The following is a 13,402-nucleotide window of genomic DNA, read 5'->3' on the forward strand; positions in this document are numbered from 1 at the left end:
TCAATCCTTAAATGTAAACTCGATACCAAACCCAGCGGTATCTTCAAACTGGGGAACACTCTCCATTTCTTCCACAAAAAGTTTGATCAGCGTGATTCCCATACCTTCGTGACTTTCATGAGCGACTCTTGACGCGACGGCAGTTCCTGAATCCTTGTACCTGAAATGATAAGAATTACTTTTCCTTTCTAAACTGATCATAATGTTGAGATCTGGATCTCTGGCATGCTTAAAACTATTGACTACAAGCTCATTAACCAAAAGTCCTAAAGGTGATAAGCGTTCCGTACTTATTTCTAGTGGCTCGATATTAAAATTGAATTTTACGTCTTCGCGTCCATTGGATCGAGCAATATGATCAATTAACTTTTGTAGGTAAGGTGCGGCGTTTACTTTGCCAGAACCCTCAACATCATAAAGCATATGGTGAATCAGAGCCATGCTTGTGAGGTACTCTTGTGATTCTTGTAATACCTCCATCCCGTCTGCGCTCATCACTTTATGCTGTTTCATTTCCAGCAATCCAGATATCATTTGCAGATTATTTTTAACGCGGTGGTGGGTTTCTTGAAGAAGCAATTCCTTCTCCTTTAGGTTTTTTTTCAGCATCTGGCGCTGTTTGCTTATTTTTTTCTTGTCCTTGTTTGCTTTGAAAAACTGAATCCCGATAATGGTGAGGAGAACTGCCAGTACTCCCATGACTATCCACTGCAGGGTTACTGCCTTTCGGTTTTCTTCCAGTTCCTTTGTTTTTGTACTCAGCGTTTTACTGATTTGATCATAGTCAAACTCAGCCGTAGCTTCAACCAGTAGTCTACTGGTAATGACCTGTTGTAGACTGTCTTTGAGTTTTTCCGCTTTCGCGAAAGCGAGATAACCATTCTCTTTATCACCTTTTAAGTAATACATTTTCCCTAGAAGGCTCGAGATGTCTGCCCGATCTTTAGCATCAGGATAGCTTTCTTCCCACTTCTTTGCCAGACCCAGATATTTTTGAAGACTGTCCACGTTTCCATCAAAAAGATACAGCTGGCTGAGGTTGATGTAAGACTGCCGCGTGATGCGAGGTTCTTTAATCTCTTTGCTGGACTTGATCTCAGCCAGAAAAATTTCTTTCACTTCTGGCGAGCTCATGTTTTCCATATTGAGGCTAGCCAGATTAGACTGCACTACATTATAAAAGTGTTTTCTATATGGTAGAGGGTCGCTCTCACTCGCACGATGATCTTTCTCCAGGATTTCAATAGATTTTCTATAGAACTCCATGGCCTTGAGCGTATCTCCCTGTCGCTCATATGTTAGAGCGATATTATTGAACATACTTGCAACTCTAAAATCATTTCCTTTGCGCAGTAGTTCCTCGCTTTGCAATGTAAAATATCGGCGTGCCTCTTCATAATCCTGGAGCTGGTAATAGATCATCGCCAGGTCATGATAATAGGTGTACCCTAAAGGCCGTATAAGATTATCAAATTTTTGATCCAGCTCAATCACGAGGGGCATGATCTCAAGCTGTTTTCTAAACATCCCCAGTCGCTCATAAGCTTTTGATAGAGCAACACTGGTATAGACTGAAGCTTCTAGTTCAATAAAGTCTATTTCTCTCAGAAGCCTCTCACCTATTTGCACAACTTTCTCACTATCTAGCTGATTGTCGTAATAACTTAAAAGATAGAACTGGGATAGTAATTTTTGCTCTCTACTGCAATTTTCAGAACAATATTTTTCAACTTTCTCAAAATATACGTGATAGCTTGCAGGCCACAATTCTCGAGACCTGCCCTCTTTAAAAATTTCTTCAAAAAAGAAAGCGGCTTGCTGGAAGTCCTCCACATTTGTGGATGGTGGTGATTTTAAGGGCTGCGATTGAAAACTCAAAAACACCAGAAAAAATAACGCACGGAATTTTCGCAAAAAGCTTGGTATAGTTTCAATCAATATTCTAAATTATCTAAGGTTTATCTTCCAATTTTAATGCTGGCTTAAATCTACCATTTATATAATTCATAAGTTTTCTGATTCCATACTTCCCAGAAAAACGCCACTACTTCCCAAGTTTAGGCTGTTTAGTGTGGAAGGTCGGTGTTTATCCATTTATAAAATAGATTTATAAGTAAATAGGATCAAAAATGAAATCTATATTACGCTCATCCACCTCTCGCTTACTGTTTATCTTATTTTTTATGGTGATAGGCGAGTATGCTTTTTCATCAGTCGGGAGCAAAGATTTTTTATATCCAAACATTACTGAGAAGTGTTCAGATTTAATTTTATCTAAGAGTCCTATCAATATAAATGAAGACTTTGAGAGTGAAAATCTGAATGGTACAAGTGATTATTGCGAAGCATTTATTTGTAATTTATCTTCTTCATGGACAAATCTCAACAATGGGAATGATGATGATATAGATTGGCGAGTAAATAATGATGCAACAAAATCCACGACCACAAGGGCAAATTTTGGTTTTTCTGAAGGTACAACTGTTGGTAAATACTTTGCTTTAGAAGCTAGTAACTGTTCTGATTCAGACGGTATGTTAGAGAGTGACAGGATTTCACTGGATACATATTGTGATAATAAAGTCATAAATTCTAGTTCCATCTCCCAACCAAGTATTTTAACTCGAGATTTGACAGTCCAGCTTGACAATTCTGGGAATTACTCTTTGACCACCGCCGAGGTTGATAATGGTAGCACCCCTAGTTCAGGTTGTTCAGGTTTAGAACTTTCTTTTGGTGGATCAGGACCTTCAGGGAGTTTATCAACACCGACTTTTACCGACAATGGTCAAAGAGGAATTATGTTTGATGTAGAATTCATAAATGGGGCTATTATTACATCATTTGACGTTCCACTTTATCCAGGCACTACTGCTGACTATGAGATTTATTATCGCGTGGGAGGATATCAAGGTTTTGAATCAACCGCTGGAGACTGGACCTTAATTGGCTCTGCAACTGATGTAACATCTTTAGGGACAAATATGTTAACGCCTTTACCAATAGATATAGATCTTAATTTCAACGCAGGTCAAACAGTCGGTTTTTATATAACCAACACTATAGGAGGAGGTATTCAATACAAGGAAGGCCCTAGCTCTGGATCGACAGAAATTGCAAGCGATTTCAATTTAGTTGTAACTGGAGGTGTAGGCAAGGCTTATCCATTTGGTCTAACCTATCCTAATCGTCATTTTGTTGGTACGATTAATTATGGAGGAACTTCTATACTAGACTTTGATTGTTCTGACATTGGAACCCAAACTGTTACTTTAAGCGGAGAAGACAGCTGCGGGAATGTAGGTAGTAATACATCAACGATAACTGTACTGGCACCAGATGCTCCTGATCTCGATGCCTTAAACAATGTTGTTGCAAATTGTTCTTATACCTTGCCAGCAATTACTGGCACTGGATTAAGCGGGAACCAGGTGTATTCAGAGTTCTCAAATGGTAATGGTTTCAACCTCAGCGCTGGAACCGTCTTGAACGAATCTGACTTTAGTAGTTACCCTATCACCTTATATATCTATGATGAGGTCTGCGGGATCAGCGATGAAGAAAGTTTCCAACTCACTATCATATCTCAAACCCCTGATATCACCCCATTATCCCATCAAACTGCTTCAGGATCTTTTATCCTCCCAGTGATCTCAGGTAACAACCTTTCAGGAAATGAAGCGTATTATACTGATGTAAGTGGTGGTGGAATTCAATATAATGCTGGTGATGCCATTTGCATCACAGATTTTTCAAGCTACCCTGTTACTCTCTACATTTATGACTCAAATGGTAGTTGTAGCGATCAAGAGTCTTTCAGTCTTAACATTAACCCAAAACCTATTTCAGTAGAATATATCTACAACGGCTCCTGGTCTCCCAATGCACCAGATAGTTCCACTAACCCCTCTACCAGTTCTGACAAAATTACTATTCAAAGCGGATCTCCATCGCTTTCAAGCGTTATAGCTCTTGATGTTCAAGTTGATGCTAGTGCGACGCTTACTGGTCTCACGGGCAGCACCTTGAGTGTAGAACGAGATTTAATAGTAAATGGCATACTGGACTATCAGGAAGCTACCGTATTCAAGGCGGGCTGTTCAAATGCTGACTGGAATATGGGTCAGTCTGAAATAGGCACACTTGAAGCTGGTGCAGACATTGACAAGATCACGCTTTCGGGTGTAACAAATATCTATTACAGACTTACGTCACAAAATAACGATCGTACCGAAATTGCGTTCAATAGTGCAAACACAAACCTGACCCTAAATAGCAGTTCTAGCAATACAGCAGTCATTGATTACGCCAAAATTGACTTTGAAAACGGCACAGATTATAGCCTAACGCCAAAACTTACCGTAGAACGCTGGTTCAGTGGAGTGCGCAAGTTCAGACTAGTCTCCTCGCCCGTTTCAACAAATCATTTTTATGCTGGTGAATCAGACACGAGTGGTACTTCGATCTTTGACAATTGGCAGGAAGGTGGTCGTAATCTTGGCGATGCAGGTTATGAATCCGGTTTTGGAACGCACATAACGGGTCCTGGTGGAGCGGCAAATGGATTTGACACCACTCAATCAAATAACCTGAGTATTTACGGCTACGAAAATCTAAATAACAGCTGGGTTGCAGTGAATTCAACCCATGCTTCAACTGATCAGATCAAGGCGGGAACAACTTATCGCTTGATGATACGAGGTGATAGAGAGATCGATCTAACTGATAATTCTTCAGCCGGGCGATCTACCATCTTAAGAACAGAAGGTGAAGTGTTCGTTTGGGATAGAGAATTTGACATCACAGGTACTACGGGCAGCTTTAACCTTATAGGAAATCCCTACCAGGCGGTATTTGACATACGCGCCCAAGCTACTGACCCCACTGATGGGTTAGATGTCGCAGGGTTAAACACAAATAAAATGTGGATTGTAGATCCCAGCGTGACGCCTGCTGGCAGCAACTATGTGAGTTGGGACAATGTTCTGGGAGCGACCTTAGGAAGTTTTAATGGATATATGCAACCTGGACAAGCAGTTTTCTTTGAGGGAAGTGGTAATGGTGATACCACGGCTACTCTTAGGCGTGAATACGCCATGACCAGCGCACCACTTACTGGAGTATACTCAACTGGCGGACCACACGTGATGAGGATCAAGCTGCAGGATGCTGCCGGGACAGACCTTGATGGGACCATCATAGGGTTTAATCCCTCTTTCAGCAATGTGGTGGATAATGATGACTCCGTTAAGTTCCTGAGCAGCACCTTTAATATCGCCCGTAATGATGGCGGCAGCTATCTGGCTATCGAGCGTCGTGAGTTGCCAGTAGATGGTGAGATATTGCCATTACACCTGAGTGTGGATGTAGATGGCAGCTATCAGGTTTTGATTGCTCCAGTAGACATTCCTGATATGAACGCCTATATAGCTGACGCCCTTACAGGAACAAGAATTCTTGTGGATTCTGTTCAAGAGACCATGCTTTCCTTTGTCGTTTCGGCGCGAGATACTATAGGTCTAGATCAGAGGTTTACCGTAGAGTTTGAAGATGTGACTTTGAGTGTGGATGATCCCGCTTTCGCGAAAGCGGAACTCCTACTCTACCCCAACCCAGCAACTGACGGCTGGTTTAATCTAGACTTTGCAGGAATTGAGGGCAGCAAGACCGTGAAGGTGGTTGACCTACCGGGAAGGCTTGTGGAAAGCTATAAGACCGAGGAGTCCAGACTATTCAAAATCGATACGGCAGACATGGCGGCCGGCGTCTACATCGTAGAGGTGGAAGGCAGCACAGGCGCAGCAAGCTTTAAGGTTGTGGTAGAATAATCTGAAAGGTCATTAATCAATAGGAATCCCGATCTCAAATGAAATCGGGAATTTTATGTCTACCCTAGATTTTATGGGAAACAAAGAGATTGTTCTATTTCACACGAATATTGAACATCTCTCGACCCGCCAACTCACCTCTGAGCACATCATTCTCCTGGACGCGTGAAACACCTGCTGGTGTTCCCGTATAAATGAGGTCGCCAATCTTCAGGGTAAAATATTGTGAGACGTATTCTATTATAGAATTGATATCCCACAACATGTGTGAAGTGTTTCCGTTCTGTTGCAGCTGGTCATTTTTGAAGAGCTTGAATTCCAAATTATTTAAGTCGCCTAGTTCTTCTTTTTTAATAAAGTCTCGTGAGATTACCGCAGCACCGTCAAATGATTTAGCTTTTTCCCAAGGCAATCCTTTTTCCTTACACTTTTGCTGCACATCCCTCGCGGTAAAATCGATTCCAAGACCAATTTCATCGTAATACTTGTGAGCAAACTTTTTGTCAATATGCTTCCCGATGCGATTGATGCGCACCACCACCTCCACCTCATGATGTATGTCATCACTAAAAGCCGGAATGAAAAACGGTTGCTTATTTAGCAATATGGCCGTGTCTGGCTTTAAAAACACAACAGGTTCAATGGGCCGTTCATTTGCTAGTTCAGCGATATGCTCTGTGTAATTGCGACCTATGCAGATTATTTTCATGAATTAGGTTTAAGTAGAAGTCTAAGCTGAAGTATAAGATTCGATTTAAGTTGCAGATGATTCAGTTTCCGGTTGTGTGGATGCAAATCTCCGTTTAATTGAAATGGTAGAGTTAATTAAAAATTGAATTTCAATTTAAGCTTAAGTTTAAACTTATACTTGCGCTTAAACTTATCATCGACTGTAATTAGGTGCCTCTTTAGTAATAGTCACATTATGAGGATGGCTCTCATGCATACCGGCAGTGGTGATCTTTACAAATTGACCATTTTCTTTAAGAGATTCAATGTCTTTTGCACCACAATAACCCATTCCAGCACGTAAACCGCCTATGAACTGGGTCATACTTTCATTTAAATCTCCTTTATATGGGACTCGGCCCACAATCCCTTCTGGTACTAGCTTCTTAATGTCGTCCTCAACATCTTGGAAATAGCGGTCTTTTGAACCGTGCTGCATCGCTTCTACAGATCCCATTCCTCGATAGGATTTAAATTTACGGCCATCATAGATAATGGTCTCGCCAGGTGATTCAGTTGTTCCAGCTAGGAGTGATCCCAGCATTACACAATCAGCTCCCGCAGCGATAGCTTTAGGAATATCACCAGTGTAGCGTATACCACCGTCAGCAATTACAGGAACTCCTGTGCCCTTTAAAGCTTGAGCAGCTTCCATTACCGCACTCAATTGCGGGAATCCAACTCCGGCAACCACTCGAGTAGTACATATAGAACCAGGACCTATACCTACCTTTACGGCATCTGCACCGGCATCTGCAAGATACTTTGCTGCTGCTGCAGTGGCTACATTCCCTACGACAACTTCCAGCTCAGGGTATTTTTCTTTCACACGCTTGAGTACTTCCACCACACCCTTTGTGTGTCCATGGGCTGTATCAATGACTACAGCGTCAACTCCTGCATCAACAAGGGCGCCTGCACGTTCTACAGCATCTCCAGTAACACCTATGGCAGCTGCCACACGCAGTCTACCATATTGATCCTTATTTGCATTAGGCTTAAGAGTAAGCTTGGTTATGTCTCTAAACGTGATTAAACCTACCAGTTTGTTTTGATCATCGACGACGAGTAGCTTCTCAATTTTGTGCTCTTGGAGTATGGATTCTGCATCTTGAAGAGAGGTTCCAGCCTTTGCGGTGACTAGCTTTTCTGATGTCATTACCTCTGTTACAGGTCTGTCATCATTTTTCTCAAATCTCAAGTCACGATTAGTTACGATTCCCTTTATAAAACCTTCATCGTCTGTTATAGGGATCCCACCTATGCTGTGCTCTGCCATACTAGTTTTAGCATCTTTTACAGTTGCGTTTTGTTTGAGTGTAACTGGATCTAGAATCATACCGCTTTCAGCTCTTTTTACACGGCGCACTTTTTGAGCTTGAGCCTCAATGCTCATGTTCTTATGCAAGATTCCTATACCGCCTTCCTGCGCCATCGCTATAGCCATACGGCTTTCCGTCACCGTATCCATCGCAGCAGAAATTACTGGAGCATTGAGCGTTATATTGCGAGTAAATTTAGTTTTAATACTTACTTCTCTAGGTAGAACCTCGCTGTAAGCTGGGACAAGAAGGACGTCATCGTAGGTAAGTCCTTCGCCTAAAAACTTTGATGTGTGGGAAACCATGCAATAAGAATTTATTGCACGCAAATATACGTTATTTCACAGTAGCAATCGGTACGGACATAAGACCACTTCGCTCATTGACAAAAGACTATCGACCGATTTTCAGACAGCAGTTTAGAACGATGCAAAATATATCGACAACATAAAAAATGAAGACTTTTCAGTAGCTCAAGTTGATTTACTACTTGAGACCACTATCTAGAAACTGCGATTAAATTAATCCAACTCAAGTTTTTCCTAATGAAAACTGCTTTATTAAAATAAATTGTCAGTCGCCCATTTGACAAAATCTTTGTTATAGCTAACTTTTATATCGTGAGGCGGAATAGTCCTTACCTCAATAGTAGAATCGACTCCATCATTGCCTAACACTATTTGAGCAAATTCATTAGCAGACATGTTTTTTTCCTCTTTCATTTGAAATAGTGGTTGTTTTCAGTTCCCTCTTATTGCCTTGATGTCAAAGACAGTAGGATACTTTTATTCTTTCAAATAGAAAAGATCGTCTTCTTTCTTAATCATTTCAGGAAATATATCGGGAAAGATATGATTCGGCCCTCACCATACTTTGCCGTTGTAACTGGTGTCCGATAAATATAGGATCTTTTGGAGATATTCATACATCCACGCGATGGGATGGAATTCTACCATAGAAAAGATTCCACTCTTTTTCAGACGCTCAGCAATCATTTTTGCCGTGGCTTTAGGTCTGGTAACCAGCCTATCACACCATAACTGGTAAAAATGATATCGAATTGCTCTAGGACATTTTGTAAAGTTTCAAGAACATTACAGCAGACAAAATCTGCAGGGATATTTAATGATGCAGAAAGCTCGTTTTCCTTGTTAATAGCGACATCTATTATGTCCACTCCAGTTACCTCGGCACCACCGGCAGCCCAGCTCAAACTATCTTGTCCAAAATGGTATTGCAGGTGCAAGAGTGATTTGCCCTTTACGTTTGGAAACGCGTTTAACTCGTAGGAGTTTAAGGAATTTCTCGCCCCTTTGACGCCGCTCAGGGCAGCTTTCGCGAAAGCGTCACCATCATAGAACATACTACCCGCGTGCACTGGAGTTTTGCTATTCCAGGTTTGCTTATTGACCTCAAAGAATTTGTCATAATCAATGACCAAATTCATTGTTTTAGGTAGTAAAGATTCATTTAGACATGTCCTCCTTCAACGTATTGTTTTCAAATACGCCCGCTTGGAAATTAGATCCCTGTGCCAGATATCCCAAACCATTCAGTCCCTTGCTATTATAGTTAGCTAGGACGTAATAATTCTGGTTGCGACCTGCATAAAAGATGGGTCCGGTCTTATCAAAATAGGCTGCGGCAATGTCGTACATGCCTACCTCAACCATCACTCCCTGTGGTTTTCCATCTTTGTAGAAAGCATAGGACTTAGTCATATAGTTAGGCGTTTTTCTTTGTTGGAATCCATCTGGACAAGCGTCAGTGGTACAGATTTGATAATCATTAAGGGCGGTTGTCAGGTCATATGACTTAGATAGTTTTCCATTTTTATAAATTCCTGCTTCAACGGGAATTTTATCTAAGATTTTGATACCATAACCATCTAACTTACCATTTTTAAAATGACCCACGGTATAAGCTTCAGATTGAGTGAGGTCTTTAATGAAGCCAGGTCCGTTCAATAGTCCTTTAGAGAAATTCCCAGCTTGTTTTACTCCATAACCTTGAAACTGTCCTGGACCTTCTAGTTTTCCGTCTTTATAAAACCCCTGCGATCTTCCCAAATCATTTGTGTACCCATTCCATTTTAATGATTGATCATCAAGAGACCATTGTAGTTCAATCTGGTTCATGGGATCTGCGCTCATAGTTCCATCTGTATAGTGGTATCGCTTAACATCCTTAAACTCATTATCCATGAAACGTGAAGCAGTAACTCTCCCCTTGCTATCTCGTATATGTTCATAGCTATAGGCGGTAGGTTTTGAATTCTGGCTGCTGTATTCATAAAACGTTTGCTCGCCAAAATCATTATATCGCTTAATCATTTCACCACCGTAAGTACTGGTTGAAGTCATTACGAGTTCATCGCCATCGATCTTATAACTGTAAAAGTTATTACCCATTTTAATTACCCTTCCTACCTCATCATATTCATAGATTGTTTCCTTATCAGCCACCATATTATAGACGCCCCTTCTTACAGGCTTGCTTTTGAATACAGTTTTAGAGACAAGATTTCCCTTATCGTCGTAGGCATAAGTTTCTTGAATCTCCTTACCATCTCGATCTACATCCCGTATTTCTGTTATAAGACCTTTGCCGTTTCTAAATATTTTGAGCTGATCAGCATAATTTTTATTGACACCGGGTTCAAAGACTTTTTCTACATTCCCTTTATCATCATAAAAAATGGTATACCTCAACTTGCCTTGCTGCCAGAAGTGGTCGATTGCCTTTACCTTTCCCGCATCTTCAGCAGGAAGTGATAATGCACGTTCATAGGGCTGAGGATTAACGGGAGCAAAAGTTTTGAGGTCTACTTTTTTTTGAGCGGATACCATGGTAACCACACCAAAAAGAAACAAGAAAAATAACCTTTTCATATCAAATGATTTAGGAAATAAAATTGCGTCAATCGTAAAATATCGGCAATACGACAGTTAGCGTATTTCTCCTGCCTGAACCGCTTCATTTCTTGATCTTAGGCACGCGCCTTTGAAACAGTATATCAAATTCAGTGCTTCCACTGGTAGTGCTATCTGGGTAATAAAGTTTGCGGAAAATAAAGCGATCATCGAGTTTCCCGAAATTCTTGAAGGTTTTATGTCTTTTTGTCCAGTCGTTTGTACGCGCATCAGTGCTGGTGCTGTACTGCTCGATCATGATCTCATCTTTTGCCAGCTCACGTCTTACTCTGAAGAGCTCGTCTTGCGAAATCTCGACTGCTTTTCTCAAGATTTTTACCGTCTCATATCCCGATTTAGAACTGCGTATTTTGTAAAATCCAGTAAAATCCAAAACGTGTATAAGAGGTCGATCCTTTGTTAAGCGGGCAAATGGCTTACCCTCATGATAATATACCGTGTATAATTTAGTCATTTTGCCGTCTGGCGCATAGGTTTCTTCAGTCACGCTTATGAGACGGTTATCTATGCCTCCATAATAGAAAAATGCCATAATTTTATCACCTTTCTTAGGTGTCAATACAGCCTCGACCAGTAGATCGTCTTCATATTCAAAAGTGGTTGTGTAATTTGTATAATGCCCTGTAGCGGTTTCCTTAATGATTCTACCCTGCGTATCATGTTCAAATCTAATTAGGGCATCAAATCCTCCCGCGCTGGTTTTGCGCACGATGCTGTCCAGTCGCTTACCCGTATAGAAAAATTCATCAAAAGTCTCTGATGCATAACTCCCAAAAATCTGGCGGTAATCCTGAAACTTGAGACCATCTTCATTATAGTTAAGAACCTCCAGCATCGCAGGTTCATAACCTGTGCTATCTGCTTTGTAAGTCGCAGTCTGTACACGATAGACTTCATTATTTGAAGGTGCGTCTTCTTGAGTTATTGCTGGCAAACCTATGTGTTGCAGGTCTGCAGGAATTTGCGCGACTAGAGGGCCGGATAGGAATATCGCTTTCGCGAAAGCGAAACTCAAAACAAGGGTAAGAACTTTTTTATTCATTTTTAATCAATTTCAGGATCTGACCAGCGCCTGATCATATTACTTCATCATGTAAATGCTACGCAATCAATAGAGTCTTATCCGTGGATAATTTTTTTATTACTATTTAGGGTAAGACTGACCTTTGTAGAAATCACCAGTGATGATCTGCATGGGTTTTGCGTTGTCAGTCGGTACATAAGTGTATTTAGGAATCTTGTTTTTAACTATAACCACCTCTCCAGTATCTGCACTTTTGAACTCATAACCAAATTTGTTTTTTATCTGTGTACCTTCTGCAATGATAATCCACTGTTGAACTGCGGTGTCTGCATAAAGAATGAATGGAGCGTTGATCACTTCTGGTTCAATGATAGCGCCTTCTACTGGAGTCACATCTTTTTTGATGCGATAGTATGTAGCTTTATCCTTTGAATAATACAGCCAGTGATTATTATCCTCAAAAAGCTTCAAATCAGTATTTCCATAAACGGAGTACAAGGCACGGTTTCCATAAAATATTTGAATTTTACCTTGTTTCCATTTAAATAATACCGGCGTGTTTTCTCTGAATAATTCAAGTGGCAACAACTGATTATTAGGCAACCCATTGGGCATGAAATTCCTTTTGATATAATAATTACCGTCGTATGGAAAATGAACGATGACATCATCACCATTTACAATAAATCCCGTATTGTATTCTTTCTTATTCAGATAGAACTGTGGAGATTTTCCAGGTATTCGTTTTATGGTAAGTAGGTCTGCTTTAAGCTCATCGTGGTAGAAAACATTTTTGAGCATGTAATAGCTGGGTTGCTTTCCTTTTTCTGCTTCTGCGATATAAGTCCCGCGATCATCCCGCACGGCATAGTATGTCTTGTCATAGCTATCTGTACGCCATTTGATCATACCATTTTCAAAGGATTTTACTTCTATGGCACTTTTATCCTGTTTATCTGGCCACGTTGTGGTCATGGTCACCACGAGTTCTTTTCCCTTTTTATCGTAGCTATAAACGGTTTTCTTTTTACCTTCTAACACTTCTTGAGACAATCTACCCTGCCTATCGTACATATAGGTGTGAGTCCCAAAGAAATCCTTTGCTGTAGCTATCTGGCCTTTACTGTCATAGGTATAGGTATTAGGAGATGAAGGTTTCCCATCTATATAGCTGGTAACTTTTAAGATTCTGTCCTTTTCATCGAGATCGACTATATAGGAATTGTCAAGCGCAGCATCTTCAGGCGATTGATTGATAAAGTCCTTGATGGTTTTACCGCCGTCATGGACGGTTAGACCTTGTTCATTATATTTATTTTTATCAGCAATAGCGATTCCTTTTGCATACTCGTGCCATTTTACAAACTGACCCGTTGCAGTAGGATTTAACGGTGCGATCTCTATGTCAACTGCAGGCTTCAACATTACATCTTGCGCAACCACCTTAGTCAAGGTCAACATGATCGAGATGAGTAATATTCTGGATGCGATAACTGGGACTTTTGTGTTCATTCTAATTAAAGGCTAGCGAGGTAACAACTTCAATTCAAAAATCACCTAAACTGC

The 13,402-nt window shown here is 40.7% G+C and carries 9 protein-coding genes; 1 reads left to right on the forward strand and 8 read right to left on the reverse strand.

Going from position 1 to position 13,402, the window contains the following annotated elements; translation table 11 throughout:
• Positions 1-1,914 carry a histidine kinase dimerization/phosphoacceptor domain -containing protein gene (locus BST97_RS05765; protein ID WP_157111484.1) on the reverse strand — a complete coding sequence of 638 codons (1,914 nt, stop codon included), beginning with the start codon at positions 1,912-1,914 and terminating at the stop codon, positions 1-3.
• Between the two features lie 215 nt (positions 1,915-2,129).
• Between BST97_RS05765 and BST97_RS05770 the strand changes: the two genes are divergently transcribed.
• Positions 2,130-5,828, forward strand: coding sequence for a T9SS type A sorting domain-containing protein (locus BST97_RS05770; protein WP_085766337.1), 3,699 nt, complete (start codon positions 2,130-2,132; stop codon positions 5,826-5,828).
• Between the two features lie 94 nt (positions 5,829-5,922).
• Here BST97_RS05770 and BST97_RS05775 read toward each other — a convergent pair whose 3' ends face one another.
• The 7 genes from BST97_RS05775 to BST97_RS05800 all read right to left on the reverse strand — a co-directional run bounded on the left by BST97_RS05775 (position 5,923) and on the right by BST97_RS05800 (position 13,348).
• Positions 5,923-6,537, reverse strand: a complete 615-nt coding sequence (locus BST97_RS05775; RefSeq protein ID WP_085766338.1) for a fumarylacetoacetate hydrolase family protein — start codon at positions 6,535-6,537, stop codon at positions 5,923-5,925.
• Between the two features lie 174 nt (positions 6,538-6,711).
• Complete coding sequence (gene guaB / locus BST97_RS05780; protein WP_085766339.1) at positions 6,712-8,184, reverse strand: IMP dehydrogenase; 1,473 nt, start codon at positions 8,182-8,184, stop codon at positions 6,712-6,714.
• Between the two features lie 255 nt (positions 8,185-8,439).
• Complete coding sequence (locus BST97_RS15750) at positions 8,440-8,601, reverse strand: hypothetical protein (protein ID WP_157111486.1); 162 nt, start codon at positions 8,599-8,601, stop codon at positions 8,440-8,442.
• A 269-nt stretch (positions 8,602-8,870) separates the two neighbouring features.
• Entirely contained in the window at positions 8,871-9,326 is a 456-nt protein-coding gene (locus BST97_RS05785) for a class I SAM-dependent methyltransferase (protein ID WP_085766340.1), read from the reverse strand.
• Between the two features lie 19 nt (positions 9,327-9,345).
• Positions 9,346-10,770: a hypothetical protein gene (locus tag BST97_RS05790; RefSeq protein ID WP_085766341.1), complete on the reverse strand. Its 1,425-nt coding sequence runs from the start codon at positions 10,768-10,770 to the stop codon at positions 9,346-9,348.
• Positions 10,771-10,855: 85 nt separating this feature from the next.
• The gene (locus BST97_RS05795) at positions 10,856-11,854 is read right to left on the reverse strand and encodes a hypothetical protein (protein ID WP_085766342.1); all 999 of its coding nucleotides are present in this window, start codon (positions 11,852-11,854) and stop codon (positions 10,856-10,858) included.
• A 102-nt stretch (positions 11,855-11,956) separates the two neighbouring features.
• A complete protein-coding gene (locus tag BST97_RS05800) occupies positions 11,957-13,348 on the reverse strand; it encodes a hypothetical protein (RefSeq protein WP_085766343.1) in 1,392 nt (463 codons plus the stop codon).
• Positions 13,349-13,402: the final 54 nt, after the last annotated feature.

Origin of the sequence: Nonlabens spongiae (assembly GCF_002117125.1) — a bacterium.
In the GTDB taxonomy this organism is placed as follows: Bacteria; Bacteroidota; Bacteroidia; order Flavobacteriales; family Flavobacteriaceae; genus Nonlabens; species Nonlabens spongiae.